Source organism: Nonomuraea sp. AD125B, assembly GCF_041402765.1.
Classification (GTDB): Bacteria; Actinomycetota; Actinomycetes; order Streptosporangiales; family Streptosporangiaceae; genus Nonomuraea; species Nonomuraea bangladeshensis.
Genome location: NZ_JBGLOU010000019.1, coordinates 160855 through 185682, shown reverse-complemented (window position 1 = coordinate 185682; position 24828 = coordinate 160855). Strand labels below are relative to the sequence as shown.

20 protein-coding genes are annotated in these 24828 nt (G+C 72.1%); 11 read left to right on the top strand and 9 right to left on the bottom strand.

Going from position 1 to position 24828, the window contains the following annotated elements; genetic code table 11:
- Positions 1-178: 178 nt before the first annotated feature.
- A complete protein-coding gene (locus ACBR40_RS39515) occupies positions 179-1357 on the bottom strand; it encodes a hypothetical protein (protein WP_371252011.1) in 1179 nt (392 codons plus the stop codon).
- A 90-nt stretch (positions 1358-1447) separates the two neighbouring features.
- Between ACBR40_RS39515 and ACBR40_RS39510 the strand changes: the two genes are divergently transcribed.
- On the top strand, positions 1448-1981 hold the full coding sequence (locus ACBR40_RS39510; RefSeq protein ID WP_344212489.1) for a GNAT family N-acetyltransferase: 534 nt from the start codon (positions 1448-1450) through the stop codon (positions 1979-1981).
- Here the strand turns inward: ACBR40_RS39510 and ACBR40_RS39505 are convergent.
- Complete coding sequence (locus ACBR40_RS39505; protein WP_371252010.1) at positions 1872-3245, bottom strand: cytochrome P450; 1374 nt, start codon at positions 3243-3245, stop codon at positions 1872-1874. The genes ACBR40_RS39510 and ACBR40_RS39505 overlap by 110 nt on opposite strands.
- Positions 3246-3368: 123 nt before the next feature.
- On the opposite strand from ACBR40_RS39505, the gene ACBR40_RS39500 reads away from it, so the two are divergent.
- From ACBR40_RS39500 to ACBR40_RS39490, 3 genes are all read left to right on the top strand, one after another.
- Positions 3369-3824, top strand: a complete 456-nt coding sequence (locus ACBR40_RS39500) for a PaaI family thioesterase (RefSeq protein WP_371252009.1) — start codon at positions 3369-3371, stop codon at positions 3822-3824.
- Between the two features lie 112 nt (positions 3825-3936).
- A complete protein-coding gene (locus ACBR40_RS39495; RefSeq protein WP_371252008.1) occupies positions 3937-6714 on the top strand; it encodes an alpha/beta fold hydrolase in 2778 nt (925 codons plus the stop codon).
- Positions 6711-7556, top strand: coding sequence for an ABC transporter permease subunit (locus tag ACBR40_RS39490; RefSeq protein WP_344212497.1), 846 nt, complete (start codon positions 6711-6713; stop codon positions 7554-7556). Before ACBR40_RS39495 ends, ACBR40_RS39490 begins: the two co-directional genes overlap by 4 nt.
- A 158-nt stretch (positions 7557-7714) precedes the next feature.
- Here ACBR40_RS39490 and ACBR40_RS39485 read toward each other — a convergent pair whose 3' ends face one another.
- Positions 7715-8170, bottom strand: a complete 456-nt coding sequence (locus ACBR40_RS39485) for an N-acetyltransferase family protein (RefSeq protein ID WP_371252007.1) — start codon at positions 8168-8170, stop codon at positions 7715-7717.
- A gap of 299 nt (positions 8171-8469) precedes the next feature.
- On the opposite strand from ACBR40_RS39485, the gene ACBR40_RS39480 reads away from it, so the two are divergent.
- Together ACBR40_RS39480 and ACBR40_RS39475 are read left to right on the top strand one after the other, a co-directional pair.
- Positions 8470-9999, top strand: a complete 1530-nt coding sequence (locus ACBR40_RS39480) for an ATPase (protein WP_371252006.1) — start codon at positions 8470-8472, stop codon at positions 9997-9999.
- A gap of 21 nt (positions 10000-10020) precedes the next feature.
- On the top strand, positions 10021-10596 hold the full coding sequence (locus ACBR40_RS39475) for a hypothetical protein (protein ID WP_371252005.1): 576 nt from the start codon (positions 10021-10023) through the stop codon (positions 10594-10596).
- A 13-nt stretch (positions 10597-10609) separates the two neighbouring features.
- On the opposite strand, the gene ACBR40_RS39470 is transcribed toward ACBR40_RS39475, so the two are convergent.
- Positions 10610-11611 (bottom strand): hypothetical protein, encoded by a 1002-nt coding sequence (locus ACBR40_RS39470; protein WP_364444099.1) that lies wholly within the window; start codon positions 11609-11611, stop codon positions 10610-10612.
- Positions 11612-11786: 175 nt separating this feature from the next.
- Between ACBR40_RS39470 and ACBR40_RS39465 the strand changes: the two genes are divergently transcribed.
- Positions 11787-12695, top strand: coding sequence for a PAC2 family protein (locus ACBR40_RS39465; RefSeq protein ID WP_344212505.1), 909 nt, complete (start codon positions 11787-11789; stop codon positions 12693-12695).
- A 19-nt stretch (positions 12696-12714) separates the two neighbouring features.
- Positions 12715-13755: a Gfo/Idh/MocA family oxidoreductase gene (locus tag ACBR40_RS39460; protein ID WP_371252004.1), complete on the top strand. Its 1041-nt coding sequence runs from the start codon at positions 12715-12717 to the stop codon at positions 13753-13755.
- Between the two features lie 19 nt (positions 13756-13774).
- On the opposite strand, the gene ACBR40_RS39455 is transcribed toward ACBR40_RS39460, so the two are convergent.
- Both ACBR40_RS39455 and ACBR40_RS39450 read right to left on the bottom strand, forming a co-directional pair.
- Positions 13775-14569, bottom strand: a complete 795-nt coding sequence (locus tag ACBR40_RS39455; RefSeq protein WP_344212509.1) for a tyrosine-protein phosphatase — start codon at positions 14567-14569, stop codon at positions 13775-13777.
- A gap of 110 nt (positions 14570-14679) precedes the next feature.
- Entirely contained in the window at positions 14680-15870 is a 1191-nt protein-coding gene (locus ACBR40_RS39450) for an RNA-guided endonuclease InsQ/TnpB family protein (protein WP_371252003.1), read from the bottom strand.
- A 380-nt stretch (positions 15871-16250) separates the two neighbouring features.
- On the opposite strand from ACBR40_RS39450, the gene ACBR40_RS39445 reads away from it, so the two are divergent.
- A complete protein-coding gene (locus tag ACBR40_RS39445) occupies positions 16251-17123 on the top strand; it encodes a hypothetical protein (protein WP_371252002.1) in 873 nt (290 codons plus the stop codon).
- 4 nt (positions 17124-17127) lie between these two features.
- Here the strand turns inward: ACBR40_RS39445 and ACBR40_RS39440 are convergent, their stop codons facing one another.
- Positions 17128-19674: a tetratricopeptide repeat protein gene (locus tag ACBR40_RS39440; protein WP_371252001.1), complete on the bottom strand. Its 2547-nt coding sequence runs from the start codon at positions 19672-19674 to the stop codon at positions 17128-17130.
- A gap of 83 nt (positions 19675-19757) precedes the next feature.
- Entirely contained in the window at positions 19758-21860 is a 2103-nt protein-coding gene (locus ACBR40_RS39435; RefSeq protein WP_371252000.1) for a M6 family metalloprotease domain-containing protein, read from the bottom strand.
- Positions 21861-21966: 106 nt separating this feature from the next.
- On the opposite strand from ACBR40_RS39435, the gene ACBR40_RS39430 reads away from it, so the two are divergent.
- Together ACBR40_RS39430 and ACBR40_RS39425 are read left to right on the top strand one after the other, a co-directional pair.
- On the top strand, positions 21967-23115 hold the full coding sequence (locus ACBR40_RS39430) for a helix-turn-helix domain-containing protein (protein WP_344212517.1): 1149 nt from the start codon (positions 21967-21969) through the stop codon (positions 23113-23115).
- An 82-nt stretch (positions 23116-23197) separates the two neighbouring features.
- Positions 23198-24238 carry a hypothetical protein gene (locus ACBR40_RS39425; protein WP_371251999.1) on the top strand — a complete coding sequence of 347 codons (1041 nt, stop codon included), beginning with the start codon at positions 23198-23200 and terminating at the stop codon, positions 24236-24238.
- 91 nt (positions 24239-24329) lie between these two features.
- Here ACBR40_RS39425 and ACBR40_RS39420 read toward each other — a convergent pair whose 3' ends face one another.
- Entirely contained in the window at positions 24330-24794 is a 465-nt protein-coding gene (locus ACBR40_RS39420) for a MarR family transcriptional regulator (RefSeq protein WP_344212521.1), read from the bottom strand.
- Positions 24795-24828: the final 34 nt, after the last annotated feature.

The window sequence follows — 24828 nt, the reverse complement described above, 5'->3', positions numbered from 1 at the left end:
GGTGCCGCTGGCCGCGCCCATCCGCGTCCGCCTGCTGCCCGCCAGCCGGCCCGGCCGGGCCACCGCCCTGGTGGGCTGGGCGGTGGCCGAGGTGTCGGTGATGGGCCTGGCGTACGGGGTGGCGGTCGCGCTCACCCGCGCCTCCATCGCCTGACCGTCCAGGGGCCAGGATCGGGGCTCAGGCGGTGACGACCGCCGGGGCCTCGATCGGCGCGGGGGCGGGGACGCGCCTGCGGGCGATCCACTCGGCGGCCAGCCAGGCGGCCAGCAGCCCGAGCCCGGCCCAGACGGCCGAGGGCGTGGCGAGGGGCGGCGCGCCGGCCAGCCCCTCCTGGCCCTTCACGGCGCCGTACACCGCGCCCATGATCGTGCTCTGGACGACGAGCGCCCCGTACGCGACCGCGGTCGCCCCCACGGCCCCCACGACGGCCCGTACCGCGGGCATCCGCAGGAGGAACGCCACGTCCACCGCGAGCCCGGCCACGACCAGGAAGAACGGCACCGCCGACGGCGGGAAGCCGGTGAAGGTCAGCAGCGGCCAGATCAGCGTGCGGAAGGCGACGTACGCCCCGGCGACGAGGGTGGCGGCCCCGAAGCGACCGATCAGCAGCCGCGCCACCACCAGCACCGACAGCCCGGCGACCACGGCGTAGACCGGGTAGAGGAAGTCGGGCACGGGCAGCGCGAAGCTGAGCATCATCGTACGGTCCACCGGCCGCCCCATCTGGTCGGCGGCGAACTGCAGCAGGATCGGCTCGGCGTAGACGGCGTTGTTGTCCCAGGCGCCGACCGACAGGATGCCGTACTCCTGGTGCTGCTCGGGGAAGTGCACGTTCTCCAGGAAGAAGGCGAGGAACGCGGCCAGCACGAGCGTGCGCTCCCTGCCGGGCGGCGCGCCCATGAACCAGCCGCGGATCACGCCCGCGATCATGAAGAACGTTCCAACGTAGAGCATGATGTGCGACGGGCTCCACGAGGTGATGTCGAGCCCGTTGACGCGGTGGTTGATCAGGTCGAGCGGGACCGCGACGAGGAAGATCCCGGTGCCCCACTGGATCAGCCTGAGCGCGAGCTTGTCGACGCCGTAGCCGGTGTAGCCGTGGATGATCGTCAGCGCCACCACGATCGCGGTGCCCGCCGAGTTGAGCAGGTGGGGCGGGGCGAGGTCGTCGCGCAGCCACTTGAAGTGCCACGAGACGTCCCAGGCCGAGCCGAGCAGCTTGAGCGTGAGCGCCACCAGCCATCCGAAGTAGAGCACCCTGAACAGGTCGTTCGGCGTCTCGCGCCCCGCCTGGCCTCTGGTCCAGTACGGCAAGGCCCACTCAGCGGCCTTTTTGATCGATGCTGGAGACTTCACGGGAGTGAATCTTACGGTCCTCGGCGACCTCGGGTCTCGGTCCCGTGGACGTCAGGGACATCCACCCCTCCTACTGCGACAATCCGCCATATGTCATACGAAATTCGGGCGGCTCGGCCGGAGGACGCCGGTGTCATCGAGGAGGTCCGCCTGGCGACCTGGCGCGTCGCCTACCGGGACGTCATGCCCGCGGACTTCCTCGCCGGGCTGGAGGTGCGGCCCGAGATCGTCCGCAACCGCGCCGACGCCCTGGCGAGCGGGCGCGTGACGGGCCGGGTGGCGGTGCGTGACGACGTACGCGGGTTCGCCCTGTACGGCCCCTCGCGGGATGAGGACGTGCCCGGTATGGAGGTGTACGCCATCTATGTGCTGCCCGAGGAGTTCTCGACGGGCATGGGGCGGGCCCTGATGGCCGCCGCCGTCGAGGACCTGGCGTCGTCCGGGCATCGGGAGGCCGGGCTGTGGGTGCTGGCGGCGAACGCGCGGGCGCGCCGGTTCTACGAGCGGTTCGGGTTCAGCCCGTCCGGCCGGTCGAAGATGCTGCCCGATCCGCCGCTGGAGGAGGTCCACTACCGGATGGGCCTGGCAGGGGGCGCGGGGTCAGGCGTACCGGCAGGCTCTTGAGCCCGTTCTGGAAGTTGGAGGTGAGGCGCCGGGGCTCGCCGGCGAGCTCGACGTCCCAGCGCAGCAGCTCCCTGAGCGTCGCGCGGAACTGCGCGCGGGCCAGGTGCGCGCCCAGGCAGACGTGCGGGCCGAAGCCGAAGCTGACGTGGTCGTTGGGGGCGCGGGCGAGGTCGAGGCGGTCGGGGTCGGGGAAGACGGACGGGTCGCGGTTGGCCGAGGCGTGGTAGACGACCACCTTCTCGCCCGTGCGTACGTGCTGCCCGCCGAGGGTCAGGTCACGGGTCGCCGTACGGCGGAAGTGGATCACCGGCGGCCAGAACCGCAGCAGTTCCTCGACCGCGGGCTCCAGGAGGGACGGGTCCGCGCGCAGGCGGGCCAGCTCGGCCGGGTGCTCCAGGAGCGTGAGCAGGCCGCCGGGGATGCCGTTGCGCAGGGTCTCGTTGCCCGCGACGGCGAACAGGAAGAACATGTTCTCGAACTCGCTCTCCGTCAGCCCGCCGCGCCGCATCGCGGACATGACGGACCCGTCGTCCTCGGACGCCCCGGCGAGCGCGTGCGCGTATCCGAACATGTCCGCCAGCGCCGCCCGCGACCTCGGGTTCACGCCCGGCCGCGGCTCCGGCCTGGACGCGACCGCCCGGCGGCCCATCGGCGTGAGCGAGGCGACGTCGGCCGTGGACAGGCCCGCGTGGTCGGCGTCCTGGTAGCCGATGACCCGCGAGGCCCAGTCGTACAGCAGCCGCCGGTCCCGCGCGGGGACCCCCATCACGTGGGCCAACGTCCAGACGGGCAGGTCGGCGGCCACCTCCACGAAGTCGCACGTGCCCTGCGCGAACAGCGCCGCCGCGCGTCCGGCGATCGCCCGCTCCAGCGCGCGGACCGCACGCGGGGTGAAGGCCGCCGCCACGATCCGGCGCAGCCTGGAGTGGTCCGGCGGGTCCATGTTCAGCATCATGTCCTGGACGAACGCCAGGTCGGACGGGGTGTCGGGGTCGCGGAGCTGGGTGGCGCCGAGGTGTGAGGAGAAGTCCTCCGGGGTGCGGAGCACGTGCTTGACGTCGGCGTGCCGGAAGACGGCCCAGAAGCCGGGGCCCTCGCGCCAGGGGCCGACGGCGGGCTCGGGGATCCAGCGGACCGGGGTTTCTTCGCGTAGGCGGGCGAAGAGGTCGTACGGGACGGAGTTCTCGTACGTGGACGGCAAGAAGATCCGAACCGCCTCCGCGTCCGTCGCCGCCGCCGCCATGTCCGATCGATGCGCCGTCATCCCTACCCCTTCCTGCCGGCCCTCTCGCTCCGCATACGAGCCTTCCCCCGCCCCCGTACGCAGTTATCCACAGGCAGGCACTTCTCGCCTTCGCGATGCCGGGCGAGCGTGCATGATGACCGCGTGACCTCAGCAGACCTGACACCGCAGACTCCGGCCCCGGCCGGCGGCGCCAGTCCGGAAGCCCTGGACGCCATCCTCCGTGACAACTTCGCCCCGTGGATCCAGCGGCTCGGCCTGCGGGTCGAGGAGGCGGGCGAGCGCCGCACCGTCGTCCGCCTGCCCTGGTCCGACGAGCTGGCGCGCGAGGGCGGCGGCCTGTCCGGGCAGGCGATGATGGCCGCCGCCGACACCGCCACGGCCCTGGCCGTCTGCGCCGCGCGCGGCGGGTTCGTGCCGATGACGACCGTGCAGCAGTCCACGACGTTCCAGCGTCCGGTGTCGGGCCGTGACGTCCTGGTCGACGTACGCATCACCAAGCTGGGCCGCACCCTCGCCTTCGCCGAGATCACCCTCACCGCCGAGGGGGCCGCCGAGCCGGCCGCCCACGCCACCACCGTCTACGCCCTTCTGGGCTGACCTTTCAGTGATCTACCTGTTCCCGCAGGTCAACGGCACCGAGCACGACCGTGACGGGCCGCCGGGACGTCCGTCTCAGAAATCTCTCAGGTGCGGAAAGTAGGCTCTCGGCATGAAACGTGTGGCCGCGCTGGTGGCAGCACTCGCCCTGATCGGGGTGACGACCTGGCTGGTGTGGCCGTCGGCTCCGCAGGCGCGGGGCCAGGACCAGGCGATAAGTGTCGTCGACGGACCCGACGATGACCAACGGGTGCAGCTGGACGCCACCTTCTTCCCTCCCTCCGGCGGCGGCAAGGCGCCGGTCGTGCTGCTCGCGCACGGGTTCGGCGGCAGCAAGCAGAGCATGAGGCAGCAGGCGGCGCAGCTCGCCCAGGACGGCTACGCGGTTCTGACCTGGTCGGCGCGGGGCTTCGGACGTTCGACGGGCGAGATCGCGCTCAACTCCCCCGACTACGAGGTCAAGGACGTCAAGCAGCTCATCGACTGGGTGGCCAAGCGGCCCGAGGTCCAGCTCGACGCGGCGGGCGACCCGCGGGTGGGCATCGTGGGCGGCTCGTACGGCGGCGCCATCGCGCTGATGACGGCGGCCTTCGACCAGCGCGTCGACGCGATCGTCCCGCAGATCACCTGGGCCGACCTGGCCGACGCCCTGTTCCCGAACAACGCCGCCCGGGCGACATCGGGCGGGCTCGGCGACCCTGAGACCGGCGTCTTCAAGCGCATGTGGTCGGGCATCTTCTTCGGCCGCGGGCTGTCCCTCGAAAGCTTCGCCCAGCAGAGCCAGAGCCAGACGCAGGGCCAGGGCCAGGGGCAGGGCTCCGCGCAGAACGGGCAGGGTCAGAACGCTCAAGGTCAGAACGGGCAGGGCCAGAGCAGCCAAGGACAAAACGGCCAGACGCGCGGTCAGGGCCTCGGCCAGACGGCCGCGCCGATGACGCCCGAGGAGGCGCGGTGCGGCCGGTTCCTGCCGGCCATCTGCGACATCTACCAGACCGTCGCCAAGGACGGCCGGGCCACCGACGAGGCGATCACGCTGCTGCGCGCCTCCAGCCCGATCACCGTGGCCCACCGCATCAAGGCCCCCACGCTGCTGCTGCAGGGCCAGCGCGACTCGCTGTTCCCGCTGAGCCACGCCGACGCCAACGCCAACGCGATCGCCTCCGCGGGCACCCCGGTCAGCATCGCCTGGTTCGACGGCGGGCACGACGGCGGCAACGGCGAGGCCGACTGGCTCTACGAGCAGACCTCGGCCTGGCTCGCCCGCTATCTCAAGGGCGAGGGATCGGCGCAGGCGACGCCGCCGGTCAGCGGCTTCACGGTCACCCGTGACGGCGGCCGCGACCCCGGCACCCGCCAGCGCATCCGCCTGCACCCGGAGACGGCGTCGTACCCGGGTCTCGGCGGCACCGACACCACCACCGTCCGGCTCACCGGCCCCGAGCAGAACGTCGTCAACCCGCCCGGCGGCGCCCCCGCGGCGATCTCGACCGTGCCCGGCGTCGGCTCGCTCCTGGGCGGCCAGAGCGGCGGCGTGTCGATCGACATGCCCGGTCAGAGCGCGGTGTTCGAGTCCGCGCCGCTGACCGCGCCGTTGCAGCTCACCGGCAGCTCCACCGCCGTGGTCAAGGTGACCGGCGAGGGCGAGGCGACGCTGTTCGCCAAGGTCTACGACGTGTCCGACGGCTCGCAGCTTCCGGTCCTGCCCGCCGGGCAGGTGGCGCCGTTCCGGGTGACGTTCCCGGACGGCGGCGGCAGTGTGGAGGTCACGGTCGCGTTGCCCGCCGCCGACCACAACTTCGCCGCCGGGCACCGGCTGCGTCTGGTGGTGGCCACGACCGACATGGGGTTCGCCACGCCGGCCGAGCCCGCCACGTACCAGGTGGCGCTCTCCTCCCCTGGGCTCGCCGTCCCGACGGTGCGCACCCTGTCGGCCCCGCCGGCCGGGATCGCCTGGTGGGTGTGGGCGATGCCGCTGACCGCGATCGTGATCGCCGCCATCATCCTCGCGACGGGCCGCACCTCCTCGGGCCGCGCCACCGCCACAACCGACCCGAGCGCCCCCGACCCGGCCACCGCCACGCTCGACCCCACGACCACCACCACGTCCGACCCCGCCGTCGCCACGCCCGAGCCGGGCGCGGACGGCGACCCGGCGGTTCCGCTGGACATCAGGGGGCTCACGAAGGCGTACCGCAACGGGGAGCTGGCCGTCGACGGGCTGTCGTTCCGCGTCGAGCGGGGCCAGGTCCTCGGTCTGCTCGGCCCCAACGGCGCCGGCAAGACGACCACGATGCGGATGATGATGGGCCTCATCCGCCCCGACGACGGCGAGGTCCGGATCTTCGGCGAGCGGGTGACGCCGGGCGCGCCCGTGCTGTCCAGGCTCGGGTCGTTCGTCGAGGGTCCGGGTTTCCTGCCGCACCTGTCCGGCCGCGACAACATCCAGCTCTACTGGGCGGCGACCGGGCGTCCCCCCGCCGACGCGCACTTCGAGGAGGCGCTGGAGATCGCGGGCCTGGGCAAGGCGCTGGATCGGGCCGTACGCACCTACTCCCAGGGCATGCGGCAGCGGCTCGCCATCGCGCAGGCCATGCTCGGCCTGCCGGATCTGCTGGTCCTCGACGAGCCCACGAACGGTCTCGACCCGCCCCAGATCCGCGAGATGCGCGAGGTGCTCAAGCGCTACGCGCGCGACGGCCGTACCGTGATCGTCTCCAGTCACCTGCTCGCCGAGGTGGAGCAGACCTGCAGCCACGTCGTGGTCATGCAGCGGGGGCGGCTCGTGTCGGCGGGGCCGGTGTCGCGGCTGCTCACCTCGGCCACGCCCACCAATGGGCACGGGCCGCGCCTGGAAGACGTGTTCCTCGACCTCATCGGAGACAAGCCATGACCGCCGCGCCGGGCTACGCGCCCCGCCGCACGCTGCCGCTGCGCGTGGAGATCGTCCGGCAGTTCAAGCGGCGGCGGACGCTCGTCATGTTCGGGCTGCTGCTGGCCCTGCCGTGGATCCTGGTGATCGCCTTCCAGTTCGGGCCCCAGTCCAGCAACGGGGGGCAGTCGCTGCGCATCTCCGACCTGGCGACGCAGAGCGGGCTCAACTTCGCCGCCTTCGCCCTGTCGGTGTCGGCCAACTTCCTGCTGGTGGTGGCGGTCGCGATGTTCTGCGGCGACACCGTGTCCAGCGAGGCCAACTGGTCGTCGCTGCGCTATCTGCTGGCCGCGCCGATCCCCCGGGACCGGCTGCTGCGGCAGAAGCTGATCGTGGCGCTCGGCTACTCGGCGGCGGCGGTGATCTGCCTGCCGGTGATGGCGCTGGTGGCGGGCACGCTGGCGTTCGGCTGGAACGACATCCAGGTGCCGGTCACCGGCGAGATCATCCCGGCGGTGGACGTGCTGCCGCGCTTCGGCATCGTGATCGGCTACGCGCTGGTCAGCCAGCTCGTGGTGGCGGCGCTGGCGTTCCTCGTCTCGACCATGACCGACTCCCCGCTCGGGGCGGTCGGCGGGGCGGTGGGGCTGTGGATCGTCTCGACGATCCTGCAGGCGGTCGAGGCGCTGGGGTCGCTGCGCGAGTTCCTGCCCACCTACTGGAACAGCGCCTGGACGGACGCGCTCACGCCCGAGGTGGACTGGGGCGGCATGGTCAAGGGCGCGTCGGTGTCGATCACGTACGCGGCCATCCTGATCGCGATCGCCTTCCGCCGCTTCCGCCGCAAGGACGTGGTGAGCTGAACCACCGGGACTCGGCCGGCCGGGCGAGGACGCGTGCCTCCTGGGCCGCGTACGTGAGGGCGGGCCCCAGGAGGATCGTCTCCCCTGAGGGCCGCCCGTCCCGCGATGGACGCGCAGGTGTGCCCCGGCGGTGCCGGCCGAGCCCCCACTGATGAAGGTCAGGGGAGGATGCGTTCGAAGGTGATCAGGGTGGTGCCGGGGCCGTTGTAGGCGGGGTGCGGGCCGCGGACCGTGAAACCCATGCGTCGGTGGAACGCGATGGACGCCTCGTTCACCGGCGAGGTGATCGCCCTCACCACCTGCCGTCCGTGGTCCCGCGCGATGCCGAAGAACGCCTCGTACAGCCTCCGGCCCAGACCGGTGCCCCGGGCTGCCGGGGAGACGCCGACGAAGTGGATGTACGCCTCGTCCTCAGCCGACGGCGAGGGGAAACCGACGAGGAAACCGGCGAGCTCGCCCGCGTCGTCCGAGGCGATCAGGCTCGTACGGTGAAAGTGGTCGAGGAAGAGCCGCGGCAGGGAGGGGAGGACGGGCCGGCCCCACCACGTGTCGGCGACGGCGGCGATGGCGTCGTAGTCGCCCGGTGTGGCGGGGCGCAGCCCAGGTGCGGTCACAGCAGTCCCCTGGCGGTCATGGCAGCGCGGGCCTCAGTTCCAGCGCGGGCCTCAGTCCCAGTGCGGGGCCTCAGTCCCAGTGCGGGGGCCTGTTATCCAGGTAGAAGCTGTCCGCGTCCTCGTCGGGGAGGTCGTCGCCCCAGCCGAGGTCCAGGTCGTCCGAGGTCTGCTCGGGGTAGAAATCTTCCACGACCGACATGCTACCCAGACATACAAAGCAACACCGCGCGTGTCCCCAGGTCCAGGGACACGCGGCATTCGCGGGGGTACGATGCCAGGGTTGGTGTCGCCTATCCCCCGTGAGGCTGCGCATGGCCACCCCGACAGGCTGGCGACGAGAGGGCAATCTTCCGGCGGAGCTCACCAGTTTCGTCGGCCGCACGCGCCTGCTCGCCAACCTCAAACGACACCTCGGTGAGTCCCGGCTGGTGACGGTCACGGGCATCGGAGGCGTCGGGAAGTCGCGGACGGTGCTGCGCCTGGCGCACCAGGTCCGCGCGCAGTACGCGGACGGCGTCTGGTTCGCCGATCTGGCCCGCCTGCAGGACGCGGGCATGGTCAAGCACACGATCTCCTCGGCGCTGCGCATCGCCGACCAGTCCTCGCGGGCGGAGTCGGAGTCGCTGTCGGAGTGGGTGGGCGAGCGCGACATGCTGCTCATCATCGACACCTGCGAGCACGTCGTGCAGGGCTGCGCGGAGCTGGTGCACGAGCTGCTGGAGGCCGCGCCCAACCTGAAGGTGCTGGCCACGAGCCGCCAGTCGCTGCACCTGCCGTACGAGCACGTGGTCCCGGTCCCGCCGCTGCAGGTGCCCGGCGACGACCCGGCGGAGAACCTGTTCACCAACGAGTCGGTGCAGTTGTTCGCCGCCCGCGCGGGGGCCAGCGTGCCCGACTTCCAGCTCGACGAGAGCAACATCGGCACGGTGGCCGAGCTGTGCCGGCGGCTCGACGGCATCCCGCTGGCGATCGAGCTGGCCGCGGTGCGGCTGCGGGCGCTGTCGGTCGATCAGATCCTGGGGCTGCTGGCCGACCGGTTCAGCCTGCTGGCCGGGGCGAGCCGTACGGCCCTGCCGCGTCACCAGACACTGCGCGCGGCGATCGGCTGGAGCCACGAGCTGTGCGAGCCGGCCGAGCGGCTGCTGTGGGCGCGGCTGTCGGTGTTCGCGGGCGACTTCGAGCTGGACGCGGCCCGTTTCGTCTGCTCCGACGGCCGCCTGCCGTCCGAGGACATCACGGACCTCGTGACCGGCCTGGTGGAGAAGTCCGTCCTGCTGATCAGGAGCAACCACGCCGGCGTCCGCTACAAGCTGATCGACACCCTGGCCGAGTACGGCGACGAGTGGCTGGACAAGCTCGGCCAGCGCGAGCAGATGCGCCAGCGGCACCTGGAGTACTACCTGAGCCTGGCCCAGCGCAGCGAGGACGCCTGGTCGGGCCCGCGGCAGATCTACTGGTTCGTACGGATGCGCCAGGAGCACGACAACGTGCGGGTGGCGCTGGAGCACGCGCTGAAGACGCCGGGCAGGGAGATCCAGGCGCTCACGCTGCTGTCGTCGCTGTGGTTCATGTGGGTGTGCTGCGGTTTCGCCCGCGAGGGGCGGCTCTATCTGGAGCGGGCGCTGGAGGCCAACCCCGAGTTCAGCAAGGAGCGCTGCAAGGCGCTGTGGGTGCTGTCGTACGTCAAGAGCGCCCAGGGCGACAGCGTCGGAGCCCAGTCATCGGCCGAGCAGTGCAGCACCGAGGCGGTGCGGGTGGGCGACTCGCGCGCGGTGATCCTCGCCTCGAAGATGCAGGGCACGGCCGCGCTGCTCCAGGGCGACCTGTAGAAGGCCAGCGCGCTGCTGGGCGTGGCGATCGAGTTCAACACCGACAACAAGGAGCTCAACCCGGGCCTGCTGCCCGCCATCGTCGAGCTGTCGCTGGTGCTGTCCTCGCAGAGCGAGCTGTACGAGGCCGAATCGCTGCTGCTGGACTGCCTGCAGGTGTGCCGCGAGCGCGGTGAGCTGTGGGTCAGCTCGCACGCGCAGTGGGCGCTGGCCGGCACCAGGCTGACGACGGGCCGGCCGGACGAGGCGCTGCAGAACGTCCGGGAGGCGCTGCGCATCAAGCGGCACTTCCACGACACGCTCGGCACGCTGCTGGCGCTGGAGACCGCGGCGCGCATCTTCGCCGCGCTGAACGACGCCGCGACGGCCACGCAGTTGCTGGGGGCGCTGCAGCAGAACTGGAAGACGGCCGGCCTGCCGCAGCTGGGCGCGCCCTGGATGACCGGCGACCACGACGCGTGCATACGGGCGTGCAAACAGGAGCTGGGCGAGCTGACGTACAAGAACACCTTCGAGGAGGGCGCGCGGCGCGACCTGGACGAGGCGTCCGCGCTCGCCCTGGGCGAGCTGGACGCCACTGACGACAACCGGCCCTGACACGGCCGGCCGGCTAGACGGCTCGGGGCCAGCGGGTGTCGTCGGGCCACGCGCCGATGTAGCGGGCGCTGCCGAGCGAGAACTCGATGTGCCCGCGGACCCAGTGTTCGAGGCCGCGGACGTACTTGCGGACCGGCAGGGTGGCCCAGCGGTCGAGGGCCGCGCGCCGGTCGAGGAAGGCGGCGACGGCGTCGTTGTGCATCTGCGCGACTTCGACGAGGGCGTTCTGGAGCGTGAGCGACTTGTGCGTGGCCAGCACCGTGACGAGGTTGTGCCGGGCCTTGTCCTTGCCGCGCTCCTTGGCGTAGGACAGCAGGTCGTTGTCCCAGCCGATGAGGTCGCAGGCGAGGTCGGAGAGCGTGCGCACGTCGGGGTGGTGCCACTCCTCGGCTTCGAGCCGGTAGCCGCCGCCGACGTCGATGAGGGCGAAGCAGGTGTACGTGGCCCCGGTGATGCGGCGCATCATGACGTAGTCCTCGGGGGTGGGGATCAGGTCGACCTCGCGGTTGGCCGCCTCCCATATCTGGGCGAACAGATACTCCTTCACCGTCGTGCGCCAGCGGTCCACCTGGGCGGGGGTGGCAAGCTCGGAGATGCGGTGGAGGAGCTCCTTGAGCGCCAGGCCGAACGCGTCGCCCTCGTCGGGCTCGCGCCGGTCGTCCAGGATCTCGAGGAGCGGGGGCAGGGCGCGGGCCAGCGCCGAGGCGCGGTGTCCCATCAGCTCGCCCTCGCAGAAGGCGTCGTCGAACGCGAACAGCCAGTTGTACCAGTCGTTGATCAGCCTGAGGCTGTCACGCGGCACCGTGGGATTGGTGCGTGCCGCGAGCATACCGATCTTGGAGCGCCGGAAGTGCTCGATGGTCTCGGCGCCTTTGAGCATGTGCGAGGCGGCCAGCCAGGTGTGGCTCTCCGCATCGACCGCGACGCCGTGCTCGTTGGTCTCCGAGGGGAACGGGCACGGCAGCGGAGGGATGTGGAGCGGCCGCCCAGAGAAGGAATGCGCAGAAGTAGCCACGCCCTAAGCATGACTACGGACTGCTCGAATGGCCACAGTCAGCATGTTCACCGGCTTTAATTCTTATTTCACACTGTGAATCCCATCGCGCACGCCTCGATAGGGTGCCGTGCGCGGAATCGTTCCGACCCGCCATAGGTTCTGGAAAGAGTACCTAGGGAAAGGCTGTCCAACCGTGTTCGACCCGAAGGATCTCTACGAGCTCGCAGATGAGCTGCCCGAGCTGCGTGAGCCGGTGTTGCTGTACCACTTCGACGGCTTCGTCGACGCGGGGGGCTCCGGGCGTCTGGCGCTGGGCCACCTGCTGGCAGAGCTGGAGCACCGGGTCGTGGCGACGTTCGACGTGGACCGGCTGCTCGACTACCGGTCCCGCCGGCCCATCATGACCTTCGACACCGACCGCTGGGTGGAGTGCGAGAGCCCGGAGCTGGCCGTTCACCTGTTGGAGGACGCGACGGGCACGCCCTTCCTGCTGATGCAGGGTCCCGAGCCCGACCGGGAATGGGAGCTGTTCACCGCCGCGGTGAAAACGCTGGCGGAACGGCTGCGGGTGGGCAAGCTGGTGACCGTGCACGGCATCCCGATGGCCGTGCCGCACACCCGCCCGCTCGGCGTCACCATGCACGCCAGCCGGCCGGAGCTGGTCAACACGCAGAACAGCGCGTTCGGGCGGGTCCAGGTGCCGGGCAGCGCGGCCGCGCTGATCGAGCTGCGGCTCGGCGCGCAGGGCTTCGACGCGATGGGGTACGCCGTCCACGTGCCGCACTACCTGTCGCAGGCGGAATACCCGACGGCCGCCGTGACCGCGCTGGAGGCGGTGACGCGGGGCACCGGCCTGGTGTTCCCGATGGACGCGCTGCGCGACGCCGCCGAACGCACCACGGCGGAGATCGAGGAGCAGATCCGGGCCTCCACCGAGCTCTCCACCGCGATCACCGGCCTGGAGCAGCAGTACGACGCCTTCGCCGCGGGCGCCGAACGCGAGAACCTCATCGCCGAGTCGACCCCGATGCCGACCGGCGACGAGCTCGCCGCCCAGTTCGAGCGTTTCCTCGCCGAACGGGAGGACCCGCCCGCCTCCTGAGCTTGGGTAGCCTGGCCGGATGAGCGAGATCAGGGTCGGGCTGGTCGGGTACGGAGTCGCCGGGGCGTTCTTCCACGCGCCGCTGATCGCCGCCACCCCGGGGCTGCGGCTGGCCACGGTCGTCACCCGCGATCCGGGGCGGCAGTCCGAGGTGGCCGGCCGCTACGGCGCGCAGGGCGTCGCCGACGTACGTGAGCTGTGGGAGCGGAGCGACCTCGTCGTGGTCGCCTCGCCCAACAGGACCCACGTGGCCACCGCCGCCGCGGCCATCGAGCAGGGGCTGCCGGTCGTGGTGGACAAACCGCTGGCCGGCACCGCCGAGGAGGGCCGCGAGCTGGTCCGCCTGGCCAAGGAACGCGGCGTGCTCCTGACCGTCTTCCAGAACCGGCGGTGGGACGGCGACTTCCTGACCGTGCGCCGGCTCGCGGAGGAGGGGGCGCTCGGCGAGATCCGGCGCTTCGAGTCGCGCTTCGAACGCTGGCGGCCCGTGCCCAAGGGCGGCTGGCGGGAGAGCGGCGGGCCCGAGGAGATCGGCGGGCTGCTCTACGACCTCGGCAGCCACCTGGTGGACCAGGCGATACGGCTGCTCGGGCCGGTCCGCGAGGTCTACTGCGAGAGCGACGTACGCCGGCAGGGGGTCTCCGCCGACGACGACACGTTCGTGGCGCTGACCCACGACGGCGGGGCGCGTTCGCACCTGTGGGCCAGCTCGGTGGCGGCGCGGCTCGGCCCGCGTTTCCGGGTGCTGGGATCGGCCGCCGCGTACGTCAAGCACGGCATGGACGTGCAGGAGGAGCGCCTGCGCGCCGGGATCGCGCCCGACGCGCCGGGCTTCGGCGAGGACGAGGAGGACCGCTGGGGCGAGCTCGGCACCGCCGAGGAGCACCGGCGGGTGCGCACCGAGCCGGGGTCCTACCTCGACTTCTACCGGGGCGTGGCGGCGGCGCTGCGCGACGGCGGGCCGCCGCCGGTCGACCCGGAGAGCGCGGTGGACGTGCTCACCGTGCTGGAGGCGGCCCGCCTGTCGGCCACCCAGCGCATCCTCGTCCACCTGCCCTGAGCGCCGCCGACCTCAGGCGTCAGTCCCGCAGCCGGGCGCGCATGGCGGCCGTGTCGTCCGCGGTCCAGCCGTTGGCCTCCAGCCAGCCCATCGGCCCGCCGAACCGCTCGTCCAGCACCCGGAAGAACTGCTCCAGGTAACGGGCGCGGGGCGCGTGGTCGTCGGCGGGACGGGAGTCGAGGTCGCCGCGGTAGGTCTCGCTGGCGCGCAGGCGCTCCAGGATCAGCTCCAGCCGCTCGCCGGTCGCCACGTAGTCGGCCACGACGGCCTCCCGCGTCGCGCCCGCGACCTCCAGCGCCAGCGCGCACAGCACACCGGTGCGGTCCTTCCCGGCCGCGCAGTGCACCAGCGCCGCCCCGTCGTCCAGCGCCATCGTGCGCAGCGCCTCGATCACCGCGGACGGCCGGTCGCGCAGGTAACCGAAGTAGAAGCCGGTGACCCGAAGCTCCTCGTCCAGCGCCCGCTCGGCCCACGGCAGCACCCGCTCACCGTCGATCCCGGTGGGCGCGGTATCTGCCTCGACGTCGGTGTAGCGCCCGCCCTCGGCGAACAACGTCAGATGGTGATGCCGCACCTCCGGCACCCGCGTGAGCGGGCCGGGGCCCTCCAGCGCGACCTCCGCCGTGGAGCGGAGGTCCACCACGTGCCGCAGCTTCAGCTCGCCGACCAGCAGATCGACGTCGCGGGGCGTGAGCCCCTGCAGGTTGTCGGACCGGAAGATCCGGCCACTCTTCGTGACTCCACCGTCGCCAAGGGCGACGCCACCCAGGTCGCGCGCGTTGACCGCGCCCTCAAGCTCGATCCACCTCGTCATTTCGCTCATCATCTTCGACCCTATATGTCCACCAAATATGAGCGGATTCGAGCTTCATAACGCAGCATTAACATGTGACTCCTCCGCGCCCTGACGGGAGCGGCTTCTCGCTAAGCCGCTTGCGCAGCCTGACGAAGGGCAAGCCCTGCCCCGCGGATGTTGAGCGCCCCGTTCACGTCGGCGTGCGCGGTGTGCCCGCATGCCCGACATCGGAACACGGCCTGGGACACACGGTTCTCCGCGGCGACGTGGCCGCATTCGGCGCACCTGCGGGAGGTGTTGGCAGGGTTCACCGCGATCCGCTCTCGACCGGCGCTTTCAGCCTTGTACGCGAGGACCCGCAGGAACACCCCCCAGCCCGCGTCCAGGATCGATTTGTTGAGACCGGACTTGGCCGCGACGTTGCGGCCGGGCGCCTCGATCGTGCCGGAGGCGCTGCGGGTCATGTTCGCGATCCGCAGGTCCTCGTGCACGATCACGTCGTAGGCGTGCACCAGCGCCAGCGCGGCCTTATGCGCGGTGTCGAGGCGCTGACGCCGTACCCTGGCGTGCAACGCCGCGACCCTGGCCACAGCCTTACGTCGGCGGTTGGAGCCGCGCTTCTTGCGGGCCAGGTCCCGCTGGGCCGCCGCGAGCCGGTCGGCGCAGGCGGCCAGGTGCCGCGAGTTGGCGAGATGCTCACCGTCGCTGGTGGTCACCAGCGACGCCACACCCATGTCGATCCCGCCCGCCGCGCCCGTCGTGGGCAGGGGCTCGGCGGGTACCTCGTCACACGACAGCACCACGTACCAGCGCGAGCCCTCCCGCTTGACGCTGATCGTCTTCACCCGGCCCTTGACCGGCCGGTGCTGGTGCACGCGGACATGCCCAACGCCCCGCAACCGGACGAACGTGGCAGTGGGATGTTCGGGCTGGGAATCCCACCGGCAGCCGTCGCCGTCCTTCGGCCACTCGACCGTGTTGAAGCGGCCCCGGCCCTTATAACGCGGGAACCCGGGCGTGCGCCCGGCCTTGGCCCGGTCGAAGAACGCGCGAAACGCCCTGTCCAGCCTGCGCAGCGTGGCCTGCTGCGAAGAGAACGACCACCGGGCCTGGCCCTCCGGGTCGTCGGCCCGGATGTGCTTCAACTCACCGGACTGATCGCCATAGCGAATCGTGACCCTCGCCTTGGCGTAAGCGGTACGGCGGTGCTCAAGAGCGGCGTTGTACAACTGCCGGTGGTCTTCCAGGCAGGCCACGAGCGCGATCTCCTGCTGACGAGTCGGACGCAACAGGAACTTGAACGCCCTACGCACGGCCATCCCCCTGGCGGGCGTGCTTGTCCCGCGTCTCGAGGTGGCGCTGCACCGTCTCGGCGGAGACCCCTCCGACCAGCTCGTCCACCTCTGCTGCCGTCCTGCGGATCAACGCCCGCCGGCGGTCCTCGCCTCGGCCGCCCGGGACCAGGCGTAGCCACGTCGGGCACCACACCACATGGCACCCGAGGTCATGCGCCGCACCGGGGAAGGTGCGCACTCGACGAGTCACAGGAACATCATTCAGTGCCGCATCCTGATCGTGGCGACGAACGGAGAACTTTGATGAGCAGGCCACACAGGTCACCGCACGCTCGGGCCCTGACGGCCCTCGCGCTTTCCCTTCCACCTTCGCCTGAAGGCGACGGTCCCCTCGGGAGGACGTGATGGATCCACGAGCTCTGCCTCCACGGCTGGTGATCGATCCCTCGCTGCCCCGGGAGATCTCGGTAGAGCTGCGGTCGAGCCCGCACATCCTCCGCATGGCTCGGACCGGCAAGCGCATGGACACCACGTTCAACCCCGCGCTGCTGTTCATACTGCCCGCCTTCCTGCTGCTGATCGGCCTCCTGGTCAACCTGCCGCTCGCCATCGTGGCCACCGCCGGCGTCGGGTTGATCACGCTGTTGCGGTGGGCGGCGGTGGAGGGGGCGTACCGCACGACGAGACGGCGGCTGCGGCTCGCCTACGCGCACGCCGACCACTACGTCCTCGCCGAGGACCTGGACTACCCCTGCCAGCAGCTGCTGCGGCGGGCCCAGAACGCGGTCGAGGTCATCCTCGGCTCCAAGGTGCACCGCGCGGGCCTGATCGACACGATCGACAACCAGGTGACGCTGCCGGAGGAGGTCTGGCAGATCGCGCAGCGGCTGCGCAAGCTGTCGGCCATGCACGCCGAGCACGGCAGGCTGGTGCCGCGCGAGCTGCCGCCCGAGATGGAGGAGGCGTTCAAGCCGTACTCCAACGCCCTCGACGCCGCCTGGACGTCACTGTCGCAGCGGGTGCGTCACCTGGAGAAGTACGCCAAACAGGTGGTCAAGACCGACAAGGTCTACCAGACGCACCGGCGGCTGGAGGCGCTGGCGGCCAGGACGCCGGACTACCAGCGGCTGATCGCCGAGACCGTCCACGACGAGCTGGCGCACCGGCACATCAGGGAGCTGGCCGACCAGGCGGCGCACGCGCGCAAGATGTTCGAGGAGAGCATCACACAGGCGAGGCAGGCGGCGGGTGCGCTGCTGCGTACCCCGCTGACGTGAGGGCTCAGGGGGCGGCCCGCCGGAGCAGTTCGAGGGTCCTGCGCATGCCCGCCTCGTTGCCGAGGCTGCGGTAGATGTCCCTGGCCTGCTCCAGCGGCCCCACGGCGGCCTGCGGCGCGCCCGCGTCCAGGTGGACCTCCCCGAGGTAGCGGAGGCTGAGCGCCATCCACCACCGGTCCTGCAGCTCCTCGAAGGCGGCGACGGCGCGGCGCAGCTCCCGTTCGGACTCCTCGGTGCGGCCGAGGCGGGCCAGCGCGCGGCCCGCCGAGACGGCGGTGCGGGCCACGCCCCAGGAGTCGCCGAGCGCGGCCAGGATGTCCTCGGCCCTGCGCACCTGGTCCAGCTCGCGCAGGCCGCTCGCGGGGTCGCCGACCTCGCCCGCGGCGCGCAGGCAGCGGGCCTCCTCCCACAGCTCGCCCCGCTGCCGGAACATCTCGCCCGCCCGGTCGAGGCTGACGCCCGCCCGGGTGAACAGGCCGGCGGCGATCCTGCGGTCGCCCTCGCGGTGCTCGCCGCGGGCCTGCGCCGCCAGCACCTCGCCGTACACGCGCAGCGTCTGGGCCTCGGAGTAGCGGTTGCCCTGGCTCTTGAACACCTGCAGGGCGTCCTCCAGCAGCTCTCTCGCCTCCTCGGGCCGCCGCTCGGCCATCCGCATCTCGGCCAGGTTGCGCTGGGTGCGGGCCATCCACCACGGGTCGTCCTCGCCCTTGAAGGCGGTGATGGCGCCGATCAGGTAGTCCTGCGCCCGGTCGAGGTGCCCGTCGTTGAAGAGCGTCATGCCGATCGTGCGCATGGCCCTGGCCGCCCACCAGCTCTCGCCCAGCTCGGTGAAGACGTCCATGGCCCGCCGGGCCTCCTCCAGGGCGCGCTCGCGCAGGCCGAGGCCGCCGTGCACGGCGGCGCTGTCGAGCAGCGCGATGGCGAGGGCCCGCGCGTCGCCGGCGCGTTCGGCCGCGACCCGGCCGATCTCCGCGACGGCGTTCCAGTCGGCCCAGTACGCGCGCAGCGAGTGGCACAGCGAGCAGAACGCGCGGGCGAGGCCCCAGGTGAGCTCCCACAGTTCGAGCCGGCGGGCCAGGTCGACCATGGCCAGCAGCGCCAGGCGCTCGGCGTTGAGCCAGTCGGCGGCGCGTACCTCGCCGTCGGTCGTGGAGCGGCGGCCGCCCTTGCTCCAGTCCTGCGGCCAGCGGTTCTGGGCGGCCTCCTCGGCGCGGCGGCGGTAGCCGTACAGCACCCGCTCCAGCGCGGCGCGGCGGCGGGCCGGCTCGTCCTGGTCGGTCAGTTCGGCGGCGAAGACCTGGACGAGGTCGTGCAGCCGGTAGCGCATCGCGCCGGTCTGGTCGGTGCCGGAGCATTCGGCGAGCTGGGCGTCGATGAGCGCTTCGAGCTGGTCGCCGCCCTCCAGGCCGCTGATGTCGAGCAGCTCGCCGGCCACCCAGCCGGGCACGTCGGGGGCGGGCAGCGCGCTGAGCAGGCGCAGCAGGCGGCGTTGCATGCCGGTGCAGTCGTCGTAGCTGAGCTGCACCGACGCGCGCACGCTGGTCTCGACGGTCTGGGCGACTTCGAGCTGGTCGAGGCGGCGGCGGGTGTCGGCGAGCCGGCTCGCCATCTCGCGCAGCGTCCACTGCTCGCGGGTGGCAAGGCGGCCGCCGCAGATGTTGATCGCGAGCGGCAGGTGGTCGCACAGCCGGACGATCTCCTTGGCGGCGGCGAGGTCGTCCACGACGCGGGCGCCGCCGGCGAGCCTGGCCAGCAGTTCGACGCCGTGCGCCTCGGTGAGCACGCCGAGCCGGCTGTCGTGGGTGCCGGCCAGGAACAGCGGGGAGCGTGAGGTGACCAGCACGGCGCAGCCGGGCTCGGCCGGGATGAGCGGCTTGACCTGGTCGGCGTCGTGGGCGTTGTCCAGGCCGATGAGGATCTTGCGGCCCTTGGTCCAGGTGAGCCAGAGCTTGCGCAGCTCGTCCAGCCCGCCGGGGTCGGTGGTGAGGCGCACGCCGAGCGCGCGCAGGAAGCCGATGAGGACCTCGTCGGGGCGGACCGGGGCGCCGACGCCGCCGCGCAGGTCGGCGTAGAGGCGGCCGTCGGGGAACCAGCCGGCGATCTCCTGGCTGAAGCGGGTCATGAGGGCGGACTTGCCGACGCCGCCGCGGCCGTAGACGGAGATGACGAGCGGCGGCGCGAGGTCGCCGGCCCGGCGGCGGGCGGTGGCGACGCCGCGCAGCTCGGCCAGGGCTTCGGCGCGGCCGGTGAAGTGCTCGGGGACGGGCGGCCACTGGTCGGGCGCCTGTCCGCCGCCGGCGCGTCCGGCCGCGCGGCGTCGTGGCTGGGACTCGGTGGTGGCCCAGGTGGTGAGGCCGACGAGAACGGCGGCGGCCACGGTCACGCCGACCTTGGCGGCGGGCGGGATGTCCCATTCGACGCTGGCCGCCAGGATGCTCGCCGCGGCGGCGGCGAGGCCCGCCGACACGGACGCGGCCCACGGCACCTTCCCGCGTCTGCGCCGGGGCCTGTCGGGTAAGTCCTCGATCTTCTCCGGCAGCTCGTCGCTCAACCGGCACCCCCTTCCGGGGGTCGATTCAAGCCGATGGGGCACGGCCGCGCCAGCCGTGCCCCATCGTTTTCCACGGGATCTCGCTACAGGCCGATCACCTGGCAGGTGGCGGTCATCGTCTTGGTCGGGTCGCTCTCGGACGTGGCCGTGAGCTTGACCTGGGCCAGGCGGGCGCCGCCGGCCTCGCGCAGCGCGTTCACGGTCACGGTGTCGTGCTTGCCGAAGGCGACGGCGGCCAGCTCGTTCGGGACCTGGACGGTCCAGCCCTTGCCCTTGACCTCGGCCGACAGCCGGTAGACGTCGGAGCCGAGGTAGGCGCTGACGTCCTCGGGGTGCTGCCCCTGCGCCGGGGCCGCCTTGCCGGTGTTGAACAGCGGGAACTTGCAGGAGGAGAGGTTCTTGCCGGTGGGGACGCCGGCGCCGGGCAGCAGCTTGACGCCGCGCCGCTGCGGGCCCGCGCCGTCCAGTGAGCGGACGGCCACCTTGTACGTCAGCTCGCCGTCCTTGTTGCGCTTCAGGTCGAGGACGTAGAAGTGCAGGCGGTTGGCCTCGTCGACGTGCTCGTACTGGCTGCCGGAGCCGGTGCCGGCGTGGAAGAGCGCGTCGGAGAGCTGGCGGTAGTCGCCGATGGTGATCGGGACCTTGGTGCCGTCCGGCAGGACGTAGTCGGTCATGCCGATGTCCTGCGGATTGGCGTCGATCACCCACTCGAACGGGGAGCGGTCCTGGTTCTTGGTCTTGGCCAGCAGGACGCCCGAGTCGGGGGTGAAGGAGTCGGCGCCCATGCGGTCCACGACCTCGACGGTGTAGTTCTCGTAGCCGCCGCCGTCGCACAGCGGGTCGGCGGCGTTGCAGGAGCTGTTGTCGGCGCCGTCGAAGGCGATGTTGACGCCGGACAGCTCGTTCTTGCCGGGCTGCACGGCCCGCGCCAGCACGTCGGCCACGACCAGGCCGGACTGGGCGAGGGCGGGGCGGGACAGGCGCAGCACGTTCTGCTCGTCCACCATGTTGAGCTTGATCTTGTTGCGCAGCATGTGCTGCGCGCCCATGGACCCGCCCGAGGTCGGCGGGATGAGCCAGCGCGAGTGCGGGCCGCCGGGGCCGTTGAAGCTGCCGCGGCTCAGCATCTCCCAGATGCCGGTGTAGGCGCGCTTCGGGGGCACCGCGTACGGGTTGTTGTAGTTGTCGGCGATGCCGAAGATGTGGCTCAGCTCATGGGCGTAGACCCCCATGCCCGAGCTCTCGGCCTGCACCGAGTCGACGCCGAAGCGGGCGTTCGGCCAGAAGGTGGAGCCGGCCTGCCAGGAGGTCCAGTCGACGTAGCGGGTCTTGGACCAGTTGGGCAGGGCGGGGTCGTCGGGGCCCCATTCGTCCGGCACGTCCTCCTTGGTGGGGAACTTCATCATGCCGAACTCCTGCCAGGTGGACGACTCGTCCTGGCCGGCGCTCAGGTAGAAGACGAAGTCGAACTGGGCGGCGCCCTCCTGGCCGACGTCGGCGAGCCAGGCGGCGTTGCCGTCGCCCCGCAGGTTCCTGGTGCAGGTGTCGCCGGCGGGGCAGGCGTCCCGCTGGTACTCCATGGCGTACTCGTGGTCCTTGCCCGGCATCGTGTACGGGCCGAACCCGGTCAGCTCGACCCCGATGCGCCCGCCGGAGTCCTCCATCCAGTACTCGTGGATGGTGTGCCCCTTGTTGAGGGCGTTGGGGGTGTTGAGGAAGTCCTGGTAGAACTTCGCGACCTGGTCACGCGGGACGTCGTGGGCCTCGGCGCTCGGGTTCGCGAAGATCGTCGAGCCCTTCGGCTGGGTGACGACGAACGGCTGGTTCGGGTAGTCCAGCAGGACGAGCGCGCCCTTGAAGGTGCGCTGCGAGCCCTTGACGCCGGGGTCGTTCCACTGGGTGCCGGGCGGCTTCTTGTAGTCCGCCCAGGTCATGTTGTCGGGGTTCTCCCAGTTCTGCGGGTCGATCGGCTGGACGCCCGGCGTCGTGGGGCGGCCGCGCAGGGTCTGGGGGGTGTCCATGGGCGTGTCGCTCTGCCACGGCTGCGTCTGGGGCCAGTGGGCGCGGCGCCACGGGTGCTCGGGGTCGCTGGGGGGTGCTGCGGAAGCTGGGGTCGCCACCAACGCGATCGGAACCATCACGATGGTCGCGAGCAGCCCCTTGAATAGCTTCTTCGGGACAATCACGACACGACGCTATAGACGTTGTTGACCCAGATCATCGCGCAGTTGTAGGGAAGACCCATAGCGCGTTGTCCTACAAATGCAGAAATCTCCAGGTGAAGGGGTCTTCGTGGCGGATCTCCAGCGGACCGTGGACGAGCTCGCCGCCCGTCTCGGCCGCCCCCTGCTGCTGGAGGACCGCGTGCAGCGCGTCGTGGCCTACAGCGAGCAGAACGGCGCCATGGACGACATCCGCCGCGACTCGATCCTGCGCCGGCGTACGACGCCGGAGGTGCGCGCCTGGTTACGGTCGGCCGGCATCCACGAGGTCACCGCGCCCATCCGCACCGCGGGCGCGCCGCACCTGGGCCTGCTGCCGCGGGTGTGCGTGCCGGTCCGGCACGCCGACGGGCTGCTCGGCTTCCTGTGGTTCATCGACTCGGACCCGCCCATGGCGGACGCCCAGGTCGCCGAGGCCCTGGCCGCCGTACCCGGCCTGGCGCTCGCGCTCTACCACGAGAGCCTGGCCTCGGAGCTGGCCTCGCACCGGGAGCTGGAGGCGGTCACCGGGCTGCTGCTCGGCGAGCAGGACGCGGCCAGGCAGCTCATCGAGGCGGGCGCGTTCCCGCAGGCGCGGGCGGTGACCGTGCACGTGGCCAGGCCGCTCGCCGCCGAGCCGTCGGACTCGCTGCGGCTGGCGCTGGAGCAGGGGCTGCTGGCGCTGCGGCGGCGGCTGAGCGGGCACCATCCACTGCACCTGGTCCGCTACGACCACGGCGTGCTGCTCACGGCCGGGACCGGGCTCGCGGCGGACGAGCTGCACACGGCCATGCCGGTGCCGGTGGTCGTCGGGGTCGGGCGGGAGCGGGCGGCGCTGGCGGAGGCGGCGGAGTCGTACCGGGAGGCGCGGCACGCGGCCGAGGTCGGCGCCCGTGTGCCCGCGCTCGGCCGGACGACGGAGTGGGCCCGGCTCGGCGTGTACCGCATGCTCACCCACCTCCCCGCCCAGGAGCTGCATCCGGGGCTGGAGGAGCTGCTCGCCGACGCCCAGCACCTGCCGCTGCTGGAGACCCTGGAGATCTACCTCGACCTGGCGGGCAGCGCGGTGGCGACGTCGCGGGCGCTGCGGCTGCACCGCACCTCGCTGTACTACCGGCTGCAGCGGGTGGAGGAGCTCGCGCGCACCGATCTGAAGGACGGCGAGGAGCGGCTGGCCCTGCATCTCAGCCTCAAGCTCGCCCGGCTGTCGGGACGTTACTCACCTCGGGATTTGCCCTAGCGATTTGCGTACTTGGACCTGATTGATTCCCTGGCCCGGCTCACGTTTAATGCCCTGAAGGGTTATCGGACGGAGAGTGCTGATGCCGCTGGCGACGCGTGCGGGACCGATGCTCGGGCGGCCCGCCCGGCCGCGCCCGGGGCGGCGGCGCCCGTCCGCGCCGGTCGTGCTCCACTCCGCGCCGATCGTGCTGCCCGTCAGCGCCGCGCCGCTCCGCGACGGGGCCGTGGTGGTCCGCGGCGACCGGGTCCTTCAGGTGGGGGCGCGGGCGGAGCTGCTCGCGTACTTTCCTGTCGAGACCGAGCACCGCTGGCCCGGGATGATCGTGGCCGGCGCGGTGGACGCCTGCGCGGCCGGAGCGCCCGAGCCCGGCGTGACCGCGCGCGCCACGGTGGTCCGCGACCCGCACGAGCCCGCCGGGTTGCCCGGCATCGCCTACGTCGAGGTGCGCAGCGCCGCCGAGGAGGAATGGGAGTCACGCGAGCGGGACGCCGTCATCACCATGATCCATGAGGCCGAACGGCCGGGCGGGTGCGGGCTCGCCGCGCGCACCCGGGATCCGCAGGTGCTGGAGGACGTGGCGGTGCTGGCCCGTACGTTCGGGCTGCGGCTGCTGGCCGACCTCGACGCCCACGCGCCCGTCGCCCTCGACGAGGCCGGGGTGCTCGGGCCGCTGTGCCACGTGATCTGCTCCCGGCCGCTGGACCCCGGCGAGCGCAAGCTGCTGCGGCTGCGCCGCACGGCCGTCGCCGTCGGGCCCGCGCATCCCGCGGCGGACGTGCTGGCCCTGCTGGAGGAGGGCAACGTCGTCGCCTTCGGCTGTCTCGGGCTGCCGGGCGGGCCGCTCGCGCAGGCGGCGGACGTCCGGCGGCGGGCCCGCGAGCTCGGGCTGCGCCCCCGTGCGCTGGACCGGCGGCTGGTGGCGGCGGCCACGCTGGGCGGGGCGCGGGCGCTGGGCATGGACCAGGGGGCGGGCCGGATCGGGACGCTGGGTCCCGGGGCGCGAGCCGACTTCGCGGTGCACGACGCGCGCGGGCGTTATCCGTACGCGGCGCTGCTGGCCGGGGCGCCGTGCGCCGGCACGGTGCTCGGCGGCGCGATCGTCGCGGGCGCCCCCCAGTAGCGCGGTCGCCCTTGCGCGGGCCTGCTCGACGTCGCTCCGCCACTCAGGGCCGCCCCTCGTGGGCCTGCTCGACGTCGCTCCCCCACCCCGCTCAAGGCCGCGCCTCGCGGGCCTGCTCCAGGTCGCGGTCCCTGGCCTGCGCCGCCGCGTCCACGGTGGCGAGCAGCTCGCCGAGCTGCTCGCGCTGCCCGGGCGTGAGCACGGCGAACAGCTCCTCGCCCACCTGGCGGCGCGCGTCGCGGGCCCGCTCGTCGGCCGCCCTCCCCTCCGGCGTCAGCTCGACCAGCGTGGAGCGGCGGTTCGCCGGATCCGTACGCCGCCGCACCAGCCCCGCCTCCTCCAGCGCGTCCACGACGGGCGTGAGCGAGCGCGGCACGATGCGCAGCCTCTCGGCGAGCTGGACCATGCGCAGCGGCCGCTCCGGATCGGCGGCGAGCACCCGCAGCGCCCGCGCGTGGCTCGGGCTGAGCCCCATCGGGACCAGCCCCTGCACATAGCCGTGCCGCAGCCGCCGGTTGACCAGGTGCATCAGCTCCGCCAGCTCTCTCTCACCCATGCCGACAGTTTAGCCGAGAAAAATATGAGTTAAC

Bases quoted from the DNA above. Each gene is read 5' to 3' on its own strand.
- ACBR40_RS39510 (WP_344212489.1), top strand. From the start codon at position 1,448: ATGTCATACGAAATTCGGGCGGCTCGGCCGGAGGACGCCGGTGTCATC.
- ACBR40_RS39505 (WP_371252010.1), bottom strand. From the start codon at position 3,245: ATGACGGCGCATCGATCGGACATGGCGGCGGCGGCGACGGACGCGGAG.
- ACBR40_RS39495 (WP_371252008.1), top strand. From the start codon at position 3,937: ATGAAACGTGTGGCCGCGCTGGTGGCAGCACTCGCCCTGATCGGGGTG.
- ACBR40_RS39490 (WP_344212497.1), top strand. From the start codon at position 6,711: ATGACCGCCGCGCCGGGCTACGCGCCCCGCCGCACGCTGCCGCTGCGC.
- ACBR40_RS39460 (WP_371252004.1), top strand. From the start codon at position 12,715: ATGAGCGAGATCAGGGTCGGGCTGGTCGGGTACGGAGTCGCCGGGGCG.
- ACBR40_RS39455 (WP_344212509.1), bottom strand. From the start codon at position 14,569: ATGACGAGGTGGATCGAGCTTGAGGGCGCGGTCAACGCGCGCGACCTG.
- ACBR40_RS39450 (WP_371252003.1), bottom strand. From the start codon at position 15,870: ATGGCCGTGCGTAGGGCGTTCAAGTTCCTGTTGCGTCCGACTCGTCAG.
- ACBR40_RS39445 (WP_371252002.1), top strand. From the start codon at position 16,251: ATGGATCCACGAGCTCTGCCTCCACGGCTGGTGATCGATCCCTCGCTG.
- ACBR40_RS39425 (WP_371251999.1), top strand. From the start codon at position 23,198: ATGCCGCTGGCGACGCGTGCGGGACCGATGCTCGGGCGGCCCGCCCGG.
- ACBR40_RS39420 (WP_344212521.1), bottom strand. From the start codon at position 24,794: ATGGGTGAGAGAGAGCTGGCGGAGCTGATGCACCTGGTCAACCGGCGG.